15 protein-coding genes and 1 tRNA gene are annotated in these 17,820 nt (G+C 66.8%); 6 read left to right on the top strand and 10 right to left on the bottom strand.

Annotation, left to right across the window (positions count from 1 at the left end; genetic code table 11):
• Positions 1 to 107: 107 nt before the first annotated feature.
• From ACFCQI_RS09430 to ACFCQI_RS09410, 5 genes are all read right to left on the bottom strand, one after another.
• Positions 108 to 485 (bottom strand): DUF2513 domain-containing protein, encoded by a 378-nt coding sequence (locus ACFCQI_RS09430; RefSeq protein WP_395116045.1) that lies wholly within the window; start codon positions 483 to 485, stop codon positions 108 to 110.
• Between the two features lie 492 nt (positions 486 to 977).
• Positions 978 to 2,134 (bottom strand): IS3 family transposase gene (locus ACFCQI_RS09425; protein ID WP_395116043.1). Its coding sequence is split into 2 segments (ribosomal slippage): positions 978 to 1,885 and positions 1,885 to 2,134, totalling 1,158 coding nucleotides; the frame shifts between segments, so codons are not numbered across the junction.
• Positions 2,106 to 2,438 carry a hypothetical protein gene (locus ACFCQI_RS09420; RefSeq protein ID WP_395116041.1) on the bottom strand — a complete coding sequence of 111 codons (333 nt, stop codon included), beginning with the start codon at positions 2,436 to 2,438 and terminating at the stop codon, positions 2,106 to 2,108. The genes ACFCQI_RS09425 and ACFCQI_RS09420 overlap by 29 nt, the downstream gene beginning before the upstream one ends.
• 77 nt (positions 2,439 to 2,515) lie before the next feature.
• Positions 2,516 to 4,063, bottom strand: coding sequence for a tyrosine-type recombinase/integrase (locus ACFCQI_RS09415; RefSeq protein WP_395116039.1), 1,548 nt, complete (start codon positions 4,061 to 4,063; stop codon positions 2,516 to 2,518).
• 103 nt (positions 4,064 to 4,166) lie between these two features.
• A tRNA-Gly gene (locus tag ACFCQI_RS09410) sits at positions 4,167 to 4,240 on the bottom strand.
• Between the two features lie 265 nt (positions 4,241 to 4,505).
• Here ACFCQI_RS09410 and ACFCQI_RS09405 point away from each other — a divergent pair.
• The 3 genes from ACFCQI_RS09405 (at position 4,506) to ACFCQI_RS09395 (ending at position 9,802) form a co-directional block, all read left to right on the top strand.
• Positions 4,506 to 6,716 carry a DUF6600 domain-containing protein gene (locus ACFCQI_RS09405; RefSeq protein WP_395116037.1) on the top strand — a complete coding sequence of 737 codons (2,211 nt, stop codon included), beginning with the start codon at positions 4,506 to 4,508 and terminating at the stop codon, positions 6,714 to 6,716.
• 147 nt (positions 6,717 to 6,863) lie between these two features.
• The gene (trmB, locus tag ACFCQI_RS09400; RefSeq protein ID WP_395116035.1) at positions 6,864 to 7,568 is read left to right on the top strand and encodes a tRNA (guanosine(46)-N7)-methyltransferase TrmB; all 705 of its coding nucleotides are present in this window, start codon (positions 6,864 to 6,866) and stop codon (positions 7,566 to 7,568) included.
• Between the two features lie 392 nt (positions 7,569 to 7,960).
• The gene (locus ACFCQI_RS09395; protein ID WP_395116033.1) at positions 7,961 to 9,802 is read left to right on the top strand and encodes an SLC13 family permease; all 1,842 of its coding nucleotides are present in this window, start codon (positions 7,961 to 7,963) and stop codon (positions 9,800 to 9,802) included.
• 28 nt (positions 9,803 to 9,830) lie between these two features.
• Here the strand turns inward: ACFCQI_RS09395 and ACFCQI_RS09390 are convergent, their stop codons facing one another.
• Positions 9,831 to 10,202: a Rieske (2Fe-2S) protein gene (locus ACFCQI_RS09390; protein ID WP_395116031.1), complete on the bottom strand. Its 372-nt coding sequence runs from the start codon at positions 10,200 to 10,202 to the stop codon at positions 9,831 to 9,833.
• A 77-nt stretch (positions 10,203 to 10,279) separates the two neighbouring features.
• Between ACFCQI_RS09390 and ACFCQI_RS09385 the strand changes: the two genes are divergently transcribed.
• The 3 genes from ACFCQI_RS09385 (at position 10,280) to ACFCQI_RS09375 (ending at position 13,123) form a co-directional block, all read left to right on the top strand.
• Entirely contained in the window at positions 10,280 to 10,558 is a 279-nt protein-coding gene (locus ACFCQI_RS09385) for a hypothetical protein (RefSeq protein WP_395116029.1), read from the top strand.
• A 63-nt stretch (positions 10,559 to 10,621) separates the two neighbouring features.
• Positions 10,622 to 11,545, top strand: coding sequence for a drug/metabolite exporter YedA (yedA, locus tag ACFCQI_RS09380; protein WP_395116027.1), 924 nt, complete (start codon positions 10,622 to 10,624; stop codon positions 11,543 to 11,545).
• 189 nt (positions 11,546 to 11,734) lie between these two features.
• A complete protein-coding gene (locus tag ACFCQI_RS09375; protein WP_395121322.1) occupies positions 11,735 to 13,123 on the top strand; it encodes a short-chain fatty acid transporter in 1,389 nt (462 codons plus the stop codon).
• A gap of 41 nt (positions 13,124 to 13,164) precedes the next feature.
• Here ACFCQI_RS09375 and ACFCQI_RS09370 read toward each other — a convergent pair whose 3' ends face one another.
• Genes ACFCQI_RS09370 through ACFCQI_RS09355 form a run of 4 tightly spaced genes read right to left on the bottom strand, consistent with a single transcriptional unit; the run spans position 13,165 to position 17,599 of the window.
• Entirely contained in the window at positions 13,165 to 14,439 is a 1,275-nt protein-coding gene (locus tag ACFCQI_RS09370) for an ABC transporter permease (protein ID WP_395116025.1), read from the bottom strand.
• Positions 14,440 to 14,450: 11 nt separating this feature from the next.
• Entirely contained in the window at positions 14,451 to 15,617 is a 1,167-nt protein-coding gene (locus tag ACFCQI_RS09365) for an ABC transporter permease (protein ID WP_395116023.1), read from the bottom strand.
• 10 nt (positions 15,618 to 15,627) lie between these two features.
• The gene (locus tag ACFCQI_RS09360) at positions 15,628 to 16,314 is read right to left on the bottom strand and encodes an ABC transporter ATP-binding protein (RefSeq protein WP_395116021.1); all 687 of its coding nucleotides are present in this window, start codon (positions 16,312 to 16,314) and stop codon (positions 15,628 to 15,630) included.
• A gap of 43 nt (positions 16,315 to 16,357) precedes the next feature.
• The gene (locus ACFCQI_RS09355) at positions 16,358 to 17,599 is read right to left on the bottom strand and encodes an efflux RND transporter periplasmic adaptor subunit (protein ID WP_395116019.1); all 1,242 of its coding nucleotides are present in this window, start codon (positions 17,597 to 17,599) and stop codon (positions 16,358 to 16,360) included.
• Positions 17,600 to 17,820 lie beyond the last annotated feature (221 nt).

Below are 17,820 nucleotides of genomic sequence, written 5' to 3'. Positions count from 1 at the left end.
CTTGCGGTGCATGCGCAGATTGAACGCCCTGCTTCGCTTCGCCTATCAGGGAATGCCGACAGGTGATGTCAGCACGGGCGGTGTCGACGCCTTGTAGGACAACCCGCTCAGCTCAGGCCCAGCATTTGTTTGATGACCGCGCCGCCAATCTGTCCGAGCAGATCCAGACTCACCGAGCCCCCTGCTTTGGCCGTCCGCTCCTTGACCTTCTTCCAAACCGTGTCGTCGCGAAGATTTGCGATGAAGTCATGGCCTGCCGGACTCAACCGTTTCACGATCACAGCCCTAGGAATGGTCGGGTCGCTGCCCGTATTCGAGTATTGGGGTGTCGGCCCTTCGGCCAGCCCCGCCCTCACGATAAGCCCCAGATGGTAGGCAACCTCATCCCGGCTAAATCCTTCGACGGTATGCCTGTCGGTTACGAAGTCGTTTGCACCTTCAAGGTCGAGCATCAGTTTTCGAATGAGATCATCGTTCCGCTGCACGTGCCTCTCCCGATTCGATCAATCAAACAGCATCGATTGGGTAATATTTTTCGCACCCTAGGCACTGTCGGCAGCGGGTGTATCGACGTTGCCGCAGCGGCCCCAGTAAGCAGCCACAGACGAAACACGCCGCCGCCTCTCCGCGTGCCCACCGCCACAGCCTGAACATCTGGATTCCGAACGCGACTAAGCACACGGCCACACCAGCCAGAGCCACGTAGCCGGACACGTCAGGCAAGAGTGGTGGCCCACCCGGCGTGATAGCAATGCCAGCAAAGGTGCTGGTCATCCAGATGAGAAGACAGGTCACACCCGCGGCAGCCAAACCAGGCAGCGCCAAGCGCAGATACATCTTGTTTTCATACGACACAGGCATCCCCCATAGGCTTTCCACCCAACCCATGCTGCCGGCCGTTGATCTCAAATCTTGAGAAAGCGGCCAAGTCCGTTTCCGCAGGCACAGGACCAATGGGCCTGATCCGCCCTAGGGTTCTACCCCGTTTCCACGGACGGTTTGATTAAGGCTGAAAACTCCCGGTCGCGCCGGGCAACTCTACGACGCATGCGCGGGTTGTGGAACCGCTCGAGGTAATCGAACAGATCGGCCCGCGCCTCGTCGCGAGTCCGGTAGCAGCGATGGTGCACCCGCTCTCTTTTGAGCATCCCGAAGAAGCCCTCGCAGGCTGCGTTGTCGGCGCAGTGGCCGACCGCACTCATGCTGCTCACCAAGGCGTTCCCGCCCAGGAACTTCTGATACGTGCCGCTGATGAACTGGCCACCGCGATCGGAGTGCAGGATGACCTCCGAGCTTTCCTGCCGCTGCCACACCGCCATCTGCACCGCCCGCACGACCATGTGGCGATCCTGGCGGTGATGCATCGACCAGCCCACGACGAGCTTGCTGTACAGATCGACCACGACGCACAGATATAGCTTGCCTTCCTGCGTCACGACCTCGGTGATGTCCGTGACCCACTTGGTCTCCGGCTCGCTGGCGTGGAAGTCCCGTTCCAGCCGGTTCTCGATCCCCACGGGCCGGGCGCCCGGCTTGCCGCCGAAGCGACGCTTGGTCCGCCGTGGCCAGCCCTGCAGGCCAGCGCGGGCCATCAGGCGAGCCACCCGATTGACGCTGGCATGCATGCCCTCATCGACCAGGTCCTCTTGCATGCGTGGGGCGCCGATCACGCCCTTGCTGTCCTCGTGGATCTCCCGGATGCGCTCCAGCAGGCCCGCGTTGGCCCGCGCACGCGGGCCCGGCTTGCGCCCGACCCAAGCGTAGAAACCACTCGTTGAAACCTCTAGGCAGCGGCACATCATCCCGACGGGATAGTCGCTGCGGCAGCGCTCAATCACCGCGTACCGTTCGGTGATTGCTTCGCGAAGTACGCTGCCGCGTCTTTTAAAAAATCCCGTTCCTTCGTGACCCGTGCCAGTTCGCGCTTAAGGCGAGCGAGCTCCTCGTCACGCGGGGTACCACCCCCGGGGAAAGCTTTGCCGCCTCCCGCCTCGGCCTCCCGAACCCAGCGGGTCAGCATGTTCGGATTGACGCCGACCTCCAGGGCGACCTGGCGGCAGCTCGACTTCGACCGCCGAACCAGTTCGACGATCTCTTGTTTGTACTCAGGGCTGTAACGCTTGCGCTTGGACATGAACACTCCTCTGGCCCAGTATGGGGCTTAGTGAAAGTGTCCGCGGAATCGGGGTAGAACCCCCATTCGGATGCATCACCCTGACTTCGTGGATATCCAAACACTGGTCAAGGACTTCGGGCGCGGTGAAGTATTGGTGTGTGCCGATGACCATGAAAGTCATCTTGTCTGACGCAAGGGCGGCATCGAGAACATCCGATTCGCTCGCCCATGCCGTTGCCCAATGAAAGCTTTTACACTCGTCAATGAGCTTCAAGAGTCGCTTGCGGACAGCCGCCGCAGTGGTGACCGGAGTGATCTTCACGACTATCCCCTTTGGATTCCCTGAAGCCCGAATTTAGGCCATTAGCGGGGTGATGCTTGGTGCTGAACGTCGTCCTCCTAGCGCGGCCGAACAGATACCTTCTTCCCCTTCGCCTTCCGTTCCCGCTTGCTCTTCTCCGCCGCCCACTTGGCGGGAAGCTCGTGCGCTTCTTTCAAAGCGGCATTGAACTGGCCCCTCTCATAGGTCGGCAGGACCACACCCGATTGAAACTTCGCCAAGGCTGTCACGCGCTCAGGCAAGGTTGGGGCGTCGATGTAGAACTTCGGCAGGATGCCGCCACTGGCCTGGTGCCCGGTAATCCGGGCGATGGTGCTTTCCGATACGCCGGCACGATCCAAGCGGGTCGCCAAGGTATGGCGGAACGCATGCATGCCCAAACCTTCCTCATTCACGCCCCGCTTTTTGATGTAGGCCGCAAACTGCTTGCTCATCTGCTTGCCGAAGCCATTGCCGTCATTGTTCGGCAGGTGGGGGAACAGGCGTTGATGCCCCGCCTTCCGGATGTCCTCGACATAGGTCAGGAACCCCACGTCCAACAAGGGCTGCGCCAGCGGCACGAAACGCCGCGACGCATTGGTCTTGATCTTCTGACCGGTGAACCGCTTGTTGATGTGATACCCCGGCACGCCTGCCACCGTTTCGATGTCGTCCACATACAGCTGGCTCAACTCGTTAACGCGCGCGCCGGAATGGAGCCCCAACATCGGCACCCACCACCGGTGCGGATGCTCCTGAGCCCAAGCCTCGAACGCGGCGGGCTGGAAGACGTTGTTCAACTCGCTTTGGGTAAAAGGCCGTCCGGTTTCTTCTTCGGCATCGTCTTTCTTCTGCCTGACCAAGCCCAGAAGCGGGTTGTCGGTGATGAGCTTGTTCTTCTTGAGCCAGTTGAAGAACGCCGATAACCGCTGGTGGTGTTTGTTGAGCGTGGCCTGTGCGGGCGTCGGCTCACCCTGCGCCTTGGACTTGGCGATAATCGCTTGAACGTCCATCCCGGCATATTCCGGCCTCAGTGAGGCGTGCTTGGGCCAGTGCGCGACTTCATCGAAAAACAGCCGGTAATGATCCCCCGTGATGGCGGCCACCGACCGGTCGCCCACAATGCCCAGGAGCAGCGTCAACGAATGACGACTTTCCAGCGCCGTTTTCCCAGCACGTCCAGCACGGGTCAAGTCAGCCAAGTGCACGTCCGTCTGATGGGAGAGCAACTCCTCTTTGCCGGATTTTGGCTTTGCCGGTGGCTGCGCTCTAACCCGAGACACCTCCATCAAGGATTTGAGCTGGCGCTCGTCCTCGGGGGTATCCACCCGGACATCCCGGAAAATAACGCCGTTGGGAAGTTCGACCACTCCCACCATCAGATCCATTCCGCTTCGAGCGGCTTCCAATGCCTTCTTGATGTCCACCGCATCCCCCTGCCGTAAACGTTGGAATGCTTGGGAGAGTGCCACACCCATGCAGGCAGCGGCGAGCCGAGCCTGATCACCCAAGGGCAACCGCAGCGGACGCACTACGAATCGGGCACCCACGATGAAACGCAAATCTGTGGGCACCCGGAAGCGGACGTAGAGCCCGGCGGGACGGTCCAGAAACAGGGGTTTTGGCATGAAAACGATACCTAAAACGATACCCAGGGACGGTCGTTTCGGTTTTCGTTTCTTGCCTAAGAATGAGTCTAGACAAGGCTTTGCGAGCCATATCTGCTCAAACTGGAGCGGGTGAAGGGAATCGAACCCTCGTCAGTAGCTTGGGAAGCTACAGCTCTACCATTGAGCTACACCCGCCGGTGGGTCGGCGCATGGTAACCCGTGCGCCGCGTGCTTTGGAACTGCCGGCGCGGCCCAATGGCGGCTTAACCGCGAATGGCCGGCGGCTGAACCGGCAGCGGTCGCCGCGTCTGCGCCTAAGGTTGGCCTAACGTTGTCCATGCACATAATCCACACGCGACCGCCGATGCGCCCCCGCATCGGGCACCGGCGCCCACCGTTCACAGGGGAGACCGTCATGCGGATCTTGGCCAGACTGTTCGCTTCACCTTCGCGACATGCCGTGTTGCTCGCGCTCGGCCTGCTGCTCGCCGGCATCGGCGCCGCCCATGCGCAGACGGCCGCTGGCGACGACGGCTACGCGCCGCCGAGCCGGGTGGCGCGGCTGTCATGGTCCAGCGGCGACCTCGGCCTGCTGCCGGCCGGTGCCCGCGACTGGAGCGACGCCAGCGTCAACCGCCCGCTGACCACCGGCGACAAGCTCTCCAGCGGCGACGACGCGCGCGCCGAGCTGGAACTGGGCGGCGCCACGCTGCGGCTCGACCAGCGCACCGACATGGGCCTGCTCGACCTGGACGAGCAACTGGCGCAGATCGAACTGACCCAAGGCACGCTGAGCCTCAGTGTGCGCCAGCTCGAGCAGGGCCAGAGCTACGAGATCGACACGCCGACGGTGGCGCTGGTGATCGACCGGCCCGGCCGCGTACGCGTGGATATCGACCGCGGCGCCACCCGCGTCACCGTGTTCGACGGCAAGGCCACCGTGTACGGCGAGAACAACACGCAGCGCGACGTGTTCGCCGGGCGCAGCTACCGCTTCGTCGACTCCGACCTGGCCGCCATCGCGATCAGCGACATCGACGGCGGCGACGATTTCGACGCCTGGGTGGACCAGCGCGACCAGCGCTATGCGCAGTCGCGCAGCGGCCAGTACGTCTCGCCCGAGGTGGTCGGCTACCAGGACCTGGACCAGTACGGCGAATGGCAGGACGACAGCGACTACGGCGCCGTGTGGTATCCGAGCAACGTCGCCGTGGGCTGGGCGCCGTACCGTGACGGCCACTGGGCCTACATCGCGCCGTGGGGCTGGACCTGGATCGACGCCATGCCCTGGGGCTACGCGCCGTACCACTACGGCCGCTGGGCGCACACCCATCGCGGCTGGGGCTGGATCCCCGGGCCGCGTTACGCGCGGCCGATCTACGCACCGGCACTGGTCGCCTTCATCGGCGGCGGCGGTTTCTCGGTGGGCATCGGCAGTGGTCCGGTCGGCTGGTTCCCGCTCGGCCCGGGCGAGGTCTACAACCCGTGGTACCGCTGCGATCGCGACTATTACCGCCGGGTCAACGTCAACAACATCCGCGTGACCCAGCACATCACCCGCGTGATCGTCGACGATCGCGTCGCCAGCCATTACGACCGCTACCGCAACAACCGGCCATTCGACGAGCACTACGCCAACCGCTACGCGCCGCGAGGCATTACCGCGATGTCGGCACGCGAGTTTGCCGCCGGTGCCGGCGTGCAGCGCCACCAGGTCAAGCTCGATCCGGCCCGGCTGGCGTCGACCCGGGTGGCACCGCGTGGCGTCGACATGATCCGTCCGCTGCCGCGCAACGCGATCGACCAGCGCAGCGGGCACGTGCGCCAGCTGCCCACCGGCGGCTTCCAGCGCGAGGTGGTCGCCCGCCGCGCGCCGCCCATGGTGGCCGCCGAGCTCGCCCACCGGCCAGGCGACGGGCGAGTGCAGCCGCGACCGGTATCGAATGTGCGCGTGCTGAATCCCCGCCGCGCCGAGATGTCCGCGACGGCGGTTGCCGATCGGCCCCGGCTGCCGGCGCGCCGCGCGGACGACGCCGCCACGCTGCCGGTACCCGAGCGCGTGAACCGCGCCACGCCGATGCCGCGCGAGGAACTGCGCTCGGCACGCTACGCCCACCCGCAGGAGCGTCGGCGCGATGAATCGGCGGCGATGCCGCGACCCGGGGTCAGCTACATCAGCCCGGCCGCGCGCAGCGAACCCTCGCTGCCGCGGGTGGCGCCGATCCGCCGCGCCGATGCCGACGGGCAGGCCATGCCGGAACGCCGCGCCCGCATGCCGGAGTCGGTGGACAACCCGCCGCGCGCGCGCCCCGAGCCGCGCATCGAGCGTGCGCAGATGAGCCGCCCCAACTTCGAGCGTGAGCAACCGCGCGAAGTCGCCCGCCCGACCTTCAATCGCGAACAACCGCGCGAGATCGCCCGCCCGACCTTCAATCGCGAACAACCGCGCGAGATCGCCCGCCCGACCTTCAATCGCGAACAACCGCGCGAGATCGCCCGCCCCACGTTCACGCGCGAGCAACCACGGCCGCAGCCGATGCAGCGACAAGCGCCGCCGCCCGCGCCGACACCGCGCTACACGCCGCCGCCGCGGCGCGAGGCGCCGCCGCCGGCGCGCGCCGACGCGCAACGCTTGCGGCAAGCCGACCCCCGCAAGGATCACCAGCGCTGAGCTGATCCGATGACGGCCACGACGGGCGATGGAAAGCCCGCCCGCGCCGACCTGCTAAAGTCTGCCGCCCGCGGCGGGCGCGCGCCTTCGCCCGCTCCTGCCGGCGGCCTCGTGGCGCCGGCCACCTGCTGGCCCCTGGACCCTCGCATGACCGCTGGCGACACCGACAACCTGCCGGCGCACCTGCGCCGCATCCGCAGCTTCGTGCTGCGCGAGGGGCGCATGACCCCGGCGCAGCAGCGCGCCTTCGACACCTTGTGGTCGCGCTATGGCCTGGACTACGCCGGCACCCCGCGGAACCTGGACGCCAGCTTCGGCCGCCATGCGCCACGCGTGCTGGAAATCGGCTTCGGCAACGGCGAGGCGCTGGCCTGGGCCAGCGAGCACGACCCGGCGCGCGACTATCTCGGCGTGGAAGTGCACGGGCCCGGCGTCGGCCGCCTGATGAACGCACTGGCCGCGCGCGACGCCGACAACGTGCGCATCTACAAGCACGACGCGGTCGAGGTGCTGGAGCACGAAATCGCCCCCGCGACGCTGGCCGAGGCGCGCATCTGGTTCCCCGACCCCTGGCACAAGAAGCGCCATCACAAGCGCCGCCTGATCCAACCCGGATTCGTCGCCCTGCTCGCCTCGCGCATGGCCTCCGATGGCCTGCTGCACCTGGCCACCGACTGGCAGCCCTATGCCGAGCACATGCTGGAGGTGATGGAAGCCGCGCCCGGCTGGCGCAACGCCATCGCCCCCGGCGCATACGCCGACAAACCCGAGTGGCGCATCGAGACACACTTCGAACGGCGTGGCTTGAAGCTGGGGCACGGGGTGCGGGATCTGCTGTACCGAAAGGCTTGACCCCACCCCAACCCTCCCCTGCTTCGCGAGGGAGGAAGTGCAACAGGCGCGCCGGGATGCAGACGAGATCCGCGCTGTGGCCGGCCAGCGGATATTTGTTGTCAGCGGAACTCGTGGCCGGCCAGGTGGCGGCGGCGCAGGAAGTACCCAAGGCGGCACCCGGCGTCGGTGTTCCCAGCCTCCCTCTGCCAGCAGGGGGAGGAGCCAGAATCGGTACGCCCATGCCGCCGCGCCGCATCCTCCCTGTGCCGCTCTTGCCCTCCGATTCACCAGCTCGCGCGCGGGCCCGCTTATACTCAAGCGATCCATCCAGGGACGAATCGTCGCAGCGTGAAGCTTCCACTGCCATCGCCTGACCACTTGCGCGCGTCGCCCCCGCGAGACCTGCGCTGATGGGCCTGTCGCTCACCCCGGAAATGATCCTGGTGCTGGGCCTGGCGGGCTTCACCATGCTGATGCTGGTGCTGGACTGGATCCGCGCCGACATGGTGGCGCTGCTGGTGGTGGTGGCCATCGGCCTGATCGGGCTGATTCCCGCGGACAAGGTGTTCGACGGCTTCGCCGGCAACGCGGTGATCTCGATCATCGCCATCATGATCATGGGCGAAGGCCTGGATCGCGCCGGCGTGCTCACCTATACCGCGCGCGTCATGATGCGCATGGCCAACGGCGTGGAATCGCGCCTGAGCCTGGTCATCAACGTGGTGGCCAGCCTGTTCAGCGCGGTGATCCCCAGCCAGGCGCTGGCGGCCCTGATGATCCCCATCAGCAGCCGACTCGCCGCGCGCACCGGCGTACCCATCTCGCGGCTGCTGCTGCCGATGGCGTTCTGCATTTTCACCGCCACCAACACCACGTTGATCGCGAACTCGCCGCTGATCATCCTCAACGACCTGATCGCCAGCGCCAACCTCAACCTGCCGCCGGGCGCGCACACGATCCCCAAGTTCGGCCTGTTCAGTGTCACGCCGATAGGCCTGGTGCTGGCCGCGGTGGGCGTGGCCTATTTCTATTTCTTCGGACACAAGCTGTTGCCCGGGCACGAGGACGAACGCCTGAAGGTGACCCCCGGGCGCACCGAAAGCTACTTCGCCGAGACCTACGGCATCGGCGGCGAGACCGCCGAGCTCACCGTCACCGCGGAAAGCCCGCTGGTGGGCATGAGCATCGGCGAGGCCGAAGCGCTGCACCAGGCGCCATTGATCCTGGCGATCAAGAGCGGCAACGAGTCACGCATGGCGCCGCCGGCCGATCACGTGATCTGGGTCGGCTCGGTACTCGGCGTGCTCGGCCCGCGCGAGCAGTTGAACCGGTTCGCCAACAACCAGCTGTGCCGGCTGTCCACCCGCATGCGTCAGTTGGGCGAATTGTTCAACCCCACCCGCGCGGGCATTTCCGAAGTGGTGATTCCGCCGGTGTCGCGCTTCATCAAGCAGACCGTGGCCGACCTGCGCCTGCGCAAGCGCTTCGGCATCTCGGTGCTGGCGATTACCCGCGGCGACCAGGTGTTCCGCGACGACGTGCGCGGGGTCAGCCTGCGCGCCGGCGACACGGTGGTGCTGCACAGCAACTGGCGCGACCTGGCGCTGGCCGCCGAGGACAAGGACCTGGTCGTGGTCACCGACATCCCCAAGGAGGAGCAGCGCCCCGGCAAGATCTGGCAGGCGGTGGGTTTCTTCCTGATGGCGCAGGGGTTGGCGCTGTTCACTCCGCTCGACCTGTCGCTGTCGATGATGGCCGGTGCGATCGCGATGCTGCTGACCGGCGTGCTGAACATGGACGAGGCGTACAAGGCGATCAACTGGAAGACGATCTTCGTGGTCGCCTGCCTGATCCCGCTGGGCTGGTCGATGGACGCCACCGGCACCGCCGCCTGGCTTGCGCAGCTGGTGTTGACGCATCTTGGCGGCGTCGCGCCGTGGGTGCTGCAACTGTGCGTGGCGTTGCTCACCCTGCTCTTTGCCCAGGTGATGTCCAACGTGGGCGCCACCGTGATGATGGTGCCGGTGGCGATCAGCGTGGCGGTAGCCACCGGCGCCAATCCGGCGGCCTATGCGCTGATCGTGGCGGTGTCCTCCTCCAACACCTTCCTGATCAGCGCCGGCCACCCCGCGCTGATGATGGTCACCGGCCCCGGTGGCTACAAGGGCAAGGATTTCCTGCGCGTCGGCGCGCCGCTGACGGTTCTGATGCTGGTGGCGACGCTGCTGATGGTGAACCTGATGTTCCGCTGAGCAGCCGGGATTCGGGAGTCGGCGAACTTCAGGGCAGCGCGGCGGGATCGAGGCAGATGAAGCCGTCGACCACCCGCAGCGGCACGGCGCGCAGCGACTGGCCGCGGCAGGGACCACCGGTGCACAGGCCGTCGGCCTGGTTGAACACCGCGCCGTGCACCGCGCAGATCAGGCTGGCGTTCTTCAGCAGGAACTTGCCCGGCGCGTAGTCGAGCCGGTTGCCGGCATGCGGACAGATGTTGAGATAGCCGTTGACCTGCTCGCCCCGGCGCAGCAGGATCAGGCTCTCCTCGCCATCGGCCAGCATCGCGTCCACCGCGGTGGCGCCGCCATCGGGTACCTGCTCCAGTGCGCATACGGCATGCGCCTGCGACGATCCGGTCTCGTTCACTGTATCCATCGGCACTTGCCTCGCGGTTCGCGAGGCCCCATCGTGGTAGCGTAAGTCGTTGATTTTACCACACGAGTTTTTAACACATGCGCCTCTACCTGCATTCCATGCGTCGCCCACGCCATCCGCTGGCGCGCTTCCTGTCGCTGCTGCTGGGTCTGGCCGTGATCGGCGTGCTGCTGGTGTTCGGCCTGGTGGTGGCCGGCGTGCTGCTGATCGGCGGCGTGATCGTGCTGGCGATTCGCCAGTGGAAGCAGGCGCAGGCACCCGCCGGCGTGCCGACCCAGGGCTCGGCGAAACCCCAGCCGGCGGTGCTGGAAGGCGAGTTCCGGGTGATCCGCCAGGGGCGTCCCGTCACGCATTGAGGCGCACGTGCGCGCTTACCCGCGGCACGGGGATAATGCGGCTCCCCCACCCGATCCTTCCCCATGTCCGAGATCCCCGCCTCCCTCGCGGCCGACGCGCCGCGCCGCCTGACCGATCCCCGCGTCCTGATCCCGCTGGGGTTGTTCGCGCTGTACGTGATCTGGGGTTCGACCTATCTGGGCATCCGTTTCGCGCTGGAAAGCTACCCGCCGTTCCTGCTCGCCGGCGTGCGCTTCCTCGGCGCCGGCATCGCGCTGTACGGCTTCCTGCGCTGGCGCGGGATGGCGCCGCCGACACCGCTGCAGTGGCGCAACGCGGCAATCACCGGCCTGCTGCTGCTCGGCATGGGCAACGGACTGGTGTGCTTCGCCGAAGAACGGGTGAGCTCGGGCATCGCCGCGGTGGCGGTGGCCAGCATGCCGCTGTTCGCGGCGCTGTTTTCCGGCATGTACGGCGAGTGGCCGCACCGGCGCGAGTCGATCGGCCTGGCGATCGGCTTCGCCGGCGTGATCGTGCTCAACCTGGGCAGCAGCCTGGCAGGCTCGTCGCTGGGCGCGGCCGCCCTGCTGCTGGCCGCGGCGGCATGGGCGTTCGGCTCGGTGTGGAGCCGACGCCAGACGATGCCGCCCGGCCCGATGAACACCGCCGCGCAGATGCTGTGCGCCAGCCTCGCCCTGCTCGTCGTGGGCTTCGCCAGTGGCGAGCACCTGCCCGCACACCCGAGCACCCGCGCCACGCTGGCACTGGTCTACCTGGCGGTGTTCGGTTCGATCATCGCGTTCAGCGCCTACCTGTACGTGCTCAAGCACGCGCGCCCGGCGCTGGCCACCAGCTACGCCTACGTCAACCCGCCGGTGGCCGTGCTGTTCGGCGTGCTGCTGGCCGGCGAGCACGTGGGACCGTTCGACCTGGCCGGCATGGCGATCATCCTGGCCGGCGTGGCGGTGATCACGCTCGCCAGGACACGGCGCGTGGCGAAACCGTAGAAGCCCGCTCGCGGGCGATGCTCCTGCTCTGGCGAATCCCGAATCCCTGCCCCAAGAGCATCGCCCGCAAGCGGGCTCCTACCCCTGATGGTGCGCTCGACCATGGTCGGCTTGCCGGCACGGCTGCCGCGGCGCGACGATGACCCGACCACGGCGGAGAACGGCATGAACGCATCGCAAGACGGCTGGATGGCGCGCGCTGCCCTGCGCAGCGCGGCGTGGGCGGAGCGCTGGTTCCCCGATGCCTGGGTGTTCGCGGCGCTGGGCGTGGTGCTGGTGGCGCTGGCCGCGTTCGCATTCGGCGCCGCGCCCGTGGCCACGGTCAACGCCTTCGGCGACGGCTTCTGGAGCCTGATCCCGTTCACCATGCAGATGGCCTTCGTGGTGATCGGCGGCTACGTGCTGGCCACTGCGCCGGTGGTGGCGCGCTTCATCGACGTGCTGGCGCGCGCGCCGCGCACCGGACGCGGCGCGATCGTGTACGTCGCGTTTGTAAGCATGCTCGCGTCGCTGCTTTCCTGGGGTTTCTCGCTGGTGTTCGGCGGGCTGCTGGTGCGCGCGCTGGCGCGGCGCGACGAGCTGCACATGGATTACCGCGCGGCGGGTGCGGCGGCGTATCTCGGCCTGGGCGCGATCTGGGCGATGGGGTTGTCCTCGTCGGCGGCGCAGTTGCAGGCGAACCCGGCCAGCATGCCGCCGGGCCTGCTGGCGATCACCGGCGTGCTGCCCTTCAGCCAGACCATCTTCCTGTGGCAGTCGATCGTGCTGACCGCGGTGCTGATCGTGGTGTCGCTGCTGGTGTGCTGGTTCACCGCGCCGTCGGATGCGAACGCGCGCACCTCGAAGGATTTCGACATCGGCGAAAGCTCGACGCCCGCGTTGCCGCCGCGCACGCGCCCCGGCGAATGGCTGGAATACAGCCCGCTGCTGGCGCTGGCGATCGGCCTGCTGGGGCTGGGCTGGCTGGGCCACGAGTTCGCGACCAAGCCGGCGGTGACCGCGATCGCCAACCTCAATACCTACAACTTCCTGTTCCTGACCGCAGGGCTCCTGCTGCACTGGCGCCCGCGCAGCTTCCTCGACGCGGTGCATCGCGCCGTGCCGAGCACCGCCGGCGTGCTGATCCAGTTCCCGCTGTACGGCGGCATCGCCGCCCTGCTCACCCACGTGCCCGGCGCCGACGGCTCCACCCTGGCGCACCGGTTGTCGAACCTGTTCGTGCACGTTGCCGGGCAGGAAAGCTTCCCCGCGGTGATGGGCGCGTACTCGGCGATCCTCGGCTTCTTCGTGCCCTCCGGTGGCGGCAAGTGGCTGGTCGAGGCGCCGTACGTGATGCAGGCGGCGAACGACCTGCACGTGCACCTGGGCTGGGCGGTGCAGGTATACAACGCGGCCGAGGCGCTGCCCAACCTGATCAACCCGTTCTGGATGCTGCCGCTGCTCGGCGTGCTGGGGCTGAAAGCGCGCGACGTGGTCGGCTACACCTTCGTGCAACTGGTGGTGCACGTGCCGCTGGTGCTGGGCATGCTGTGGCTGCTGGGCATGACGCTGGACTACGTGCCGCCGGTGATGCCGTAGCCGGCAGGGCGGGAGCGCGCCATGCGCTCCCGCCATCGACGCTATAGCTCGCGCAACGCCGTGGTCACCGGCAATCGCGCCGCGCGGACCGCGGGGAACAGTCCGCCGATGAAGCCGATGGTAAGCGCCCACAACAGCCCCACCCACAGCAGTTCGGCGGAGACCTTGAGCTCGAAACTGAGCTTGCCGACCGAACCGGCCGCGAGTGTGGACGCGCTGTAGCCGTTGAACACCAGCCACGCCAGCAAGCCGCCGATCAGGCCGCCGAGCAGCGCAAGCAACATGGTTTCGAGCATCACCGCCACCACCACCGGCAGCCCGCGGAAGCCGATCGCCCGCAGCGTGGCGATCTCGCGCGCCCGTGCCGCGACCGCGGCGAACATGCAGTTGAGCGCACCGAAGATCGCGCCGATCGCCATGATCGAGCCGACCACGATGCCGATGATGGTCAGGAAGCTGCTCATGCCTTCGGACTGCTTGCTGAAATAGTCGAGCGTGGTGCTGACGTCCACCTTCAATTGCGGATTCGCTTCCAGCGTGGCCTTGAAGGCATCGAATGCGCCAGGATCGGCCAGCTTCACGGTGACCGATGCGCGGCTGCTGCCACGGCGGTAGGTATCGGCCACGACGCCGGCATCGCCCCACACTTCCGAATCCATCGAGTCGCCGGAAGCAAACACGCCGACCACGGTCCACAGCTGGCTGCCGAGACGGACCTGATGGCCTGGCTCCAGCCCGGCGAATTGCCGCGCGGCGCCCTTGCCGACGATGAGCTCGCGCATGCCTGGGGTGAACTTGCGGCCCTCGACGATCTTCAGGTTCGGCCGCACCGCCCAGGCCTGGTCGCTGACGCCGCGCAGTTGCACGCTGCCCTCTTCGTCCGGCTGGCCACCCTTGATCGGCAGGTTCGCGGCCACCACCAGCTCGGGCGAGGCGATCGGCTGGCCCTTGGCGTCCTTGGCGATGCCGGCGGTCTGCGGGATCAGCGTCACGCTGTCATGGTCGAGCACCGACATCACCTCGGAGGCGGATGCGCCGCGCATCACGATGGCCGTATCCGTGCTGCCGGTCTTGCTCAGCGTCTCGCGATAGCCATCGCTCATCGCCAGCAATGCCACCAGCACCGCCACCACGCCGGCGATGCCGATCACGATCACCGACGACATGCCAAGCCGCTGGCGCAGCGTGCCGATGCCGACCGCGGTGACCGAGATGGCCTGCCTGCCCTGGCGGGCGAACAGCATCCACACGGCGAGCAACACGACCGAAAACACGGTGAGTGCGGAGAAAAACAACATCAGGGAATGCAGGAACATGGTCGTTCTCCTCAGCGGCCAGCCAATGCGTCGACGATGTTCAGGCGCATCGCGCGCATCGCGGGCAAGGCACCGACCAGCAGGCCGGCGGCGATCATCAACAACAAGCCGCGCAGCCAGATGCCGGCATCCACCGGCGCCATCGGAATCGCGCCGCCCATCGCCGCATGCACGCCACCGACCACCAGCATCGCCAGCGCCAGACCCAGCACGCCGCCGAGCAGCAACAGCAGCACCGATTCGGCCAGCACCATCGCCAGCACGCTGCGGCTGGAGAAGCCGATCGTCTTCAGCACCGCCAGTTCGGACGTCCGTTCGCGCACGGCCTGCATCATGGTGTTGCCCGACAGCAGCAGCAGGGTGAAGAACACCGCGCCCATGATCGAGGTGACGATCAGGCCGATATCGGCCAGCTGCTTCATCCACGATGCGGTGGCGGCGGCTTCGGTCTGCGTGCGCGTCTCGTGATCGGAGTTGGCCGAGATGGCATCGATCGCCTTGGCCACGCGATCAGCCTGGTTCACATCGGTGACGCGCGTGACGTACCAGCCAACCTGGCCGCGGTTGTATGGCGTGGTCTCGTCGAAATACTTCCAGTTCAGCAGGAACATCTGGTCGTAGAAGCCGCCGGACTTCTTGTCCTTCGAATGCAGGATGCCGACGATGTCGAAGGTCCAGTTCTTGCTGCCTTCATGGTTGGGAAAGATGGTCGACTGCATCGGGATCTTGTCGCCCACCTTCCAGTGGAACCGCTGGGCCAGTTTTTCGCCGACCAGCGCGCCGGTGCGGGTGGTCTCGAACGCCTTGCGCTCGGCCGGACTCACTTCCATCTCCGGATAGAGGTCGAGGTAGTTAGGTTCCACCGCGAAGCTGAAGACCTGGTTGTGCGGGTCCTGGTAGGCGCCGCCGAACCAGTTCGCATAGGTGACCATCTTCACGCCCGGCACCTGGGCGATCCGCGCCTCCAGCGACTGCGGCAGGGTCTGGATGAAGGACAGCCGCGAGCCGGTCTGCAGCCGCTCGGCGCCGTTGGCGCTGTTGCCGGCCTGGTCGAACCCGGTGCGCACGGCGTCAAGCATGCCGAACAGCAGGAACGCGGCAATGATCGACACCAGGGTGAGTATCGTGCGGGTCTTGCGCCGGAACAGCGCAGCCCAGATCAGATGAAAGTATTTCATCGCCGTCTCCTCACGCCGCGGCCTGTTCGACCAGTGTGCCCTTGTCCAGATGCAGCGTGTGGCTGGCGTATTCGGCCGCCTTCGGGTCGTGCGTGACCATCACGATGGTCTTGCCGTGTTCGCGGTTGAGCTGCTGCAGCAGGCCGAGCACGTCCTCGGCGGATTGGCGGTCGAGATCGCCGGTCGGCTCGTCGCAGACCAGCAGGGCCGGGTCGGAAACGATCGCGCGTGCGATCGCCACGCGCTGCTGCTGGCCACCGGACAATTCGCTCGGCTTGTGGCTGGCGCGGTCGGAAAGGCCGACCAGTTGCAGCGCGATGGCCGCGTTCTTCTTGCGCTGTGCGGCCGAAAGCTTCGTCAGCAGCAGCGGCAACTCGACGTTGCGCTGGGCCGAGAGCATCGGCATCAGGTTGTAGAACTGGAAGATGAAGCCCACGTTCGAGGCGCGCCATTTCGCCAGCGCGCCGCCGCCGAGCTGGTCGATGCGCTGGCCGCCCACGCGGATGCTGCCGGCGCTGGGCGTGTCGAGCCCGCCGATCAGGTTGAGCAAGGTGGTCTTGCCGGAGCCCGATGGCCCCATCAGCGCCAGGAAATCGCCTTCGGCGATGTCCAGGTTGACGTGGTGCAGCACTTCGACTTTCTGCTTGCCGCGCGTGTAGGTCTTGGCAAGGTCGTGGATCTCGATCAATGCGCCCATGGTGGATCTCCAGTGAACATGCTTGCAGGAGTTGTGAATCGAATTACGGCTTCTTCGTCTGGACGGCCGAGCCATCGTGCAGTTCGGCCGGCGGCGAAACCACCACGCTGTCGCCCGGCTTCACCGCGGCCGGCAACAGGCGGAACTCGCCATAGGCCTGCGCCGCCGGGCTCACCGTGCGCTGGCGCACCGCCTCGCCGTCGACCACGAACACCACGCTGCGGCCATCGCGCCGCGCGACTGCAGTGGCCGGCACCAGCACGCCCTGCGGCAGCGGCGCGCTGGCGCTTTGCTTTTCTTCCAGGAATGACACCCGCGCGCCCATGTCCGGCACCACGCGCGCATCCTTCCTTTCCAGCGCCACGCGCACCTTGATGGTGGCCTTGCCACGATCCGCGGTGGGCACGATGGCGACCACGTGGGCAGGAATGCGCCAGTCCGGATACGCATCCAGCACCGCTTCGGCCGACATGCCCGGCTTCACGCGGCCGATGTACGCCTCGTTGACGTCGACGTCGACCTCCAGCGAACCCATGTCGACGATGGTGCCCACGCCGGTGCGGGTGAAGCCGCCGCCGGCGGAAAGCGGCGAGATGATCTCGCCCACCTGCGCGTCCTTGGTGGTGACCACGCCGCTGAACGGCGCGCGTACCACGGTGTAGTCGAAGTTCACCTTCGCCACATGGGCCTGCGCGTCGGCGGACCTGGCCTGCTGCCGCTGCGAATCCAGCTGGGCACGCAGGCTGTTGACCTGGGTCTGTGCCTGTTCGGCACTCTGTTTCGACACCAGGCCGCGGGCGGCCAGCGACTGCAGCCGCGCCGCATCGTGCACGCTCTGCGCCAGCTGCGCCCGGTTCTGCGCGACCAGTGCATGGGCCGCGTCCGCCTGCGCCCGCGCGGCCGCCAGGTTGGCCTTGTAGCCGCTGTCGTCCAGCCGGGCCAGCACCTGGCCTTGCGTCACGTGATCGCCTTCCTCGATCAATACGGCGGTCAGCGTGCCGGTGATCTGCGCCGACACCGTGGCCTGCCGCCGCGCGGTGACGTAGCCGGTGGCCTGCAGCACCGCGCCGGCTTCGCTGTTGGCCGTGGGCGCGACCGCAGTGGCCGTCTGCACGGCCACCGCACGATGCCCGAGCAGCATCCAGCCCGCGCCACCGAGCAGCACCAGCACCGCAATCAGCCCTCCGGCGATCCATGGCCAGCGGCCACGACCATCACCATGGTCCTCGCGCTGGTGGCGTTCGATGCGCAGTTCTTTCAACAGTTCATCGTTATCCACATCCATCCCCGTCTTTTACGGCTGCCCAGTGACGACTTCCAGCATGGACGACGTGGCTGCGCCCTGCCATGGCACAGCATCAATCATCGTTGGTGACAGCTGTCACCTGCCACCGTGCCGAGACCGGCGCCATCAAGCATTGACGAACGAGGTCGGGTGGAATCGACACCCTGCAGCACTGTCGCAGCGGCCCTGCTGCGGTTCCCCCGCCATTGCGCCGCCCGGCT

Origin of the sequence: Rhodanobacter sp. FW102-FHT14D06, assembly GCF_043950705.1 — a bacterium.
GTDB lineage: Bacteria > Pseudomonadota > Gammaproteobacteria > Xanthomonadales > Rhodanobacteraceae > Rhodanobacter.
The sequence above is the reverse complement of the archived record's forward strand: the minus strand, read 5'-3'. Positions and strand labels throughout refer to the sequence as shown.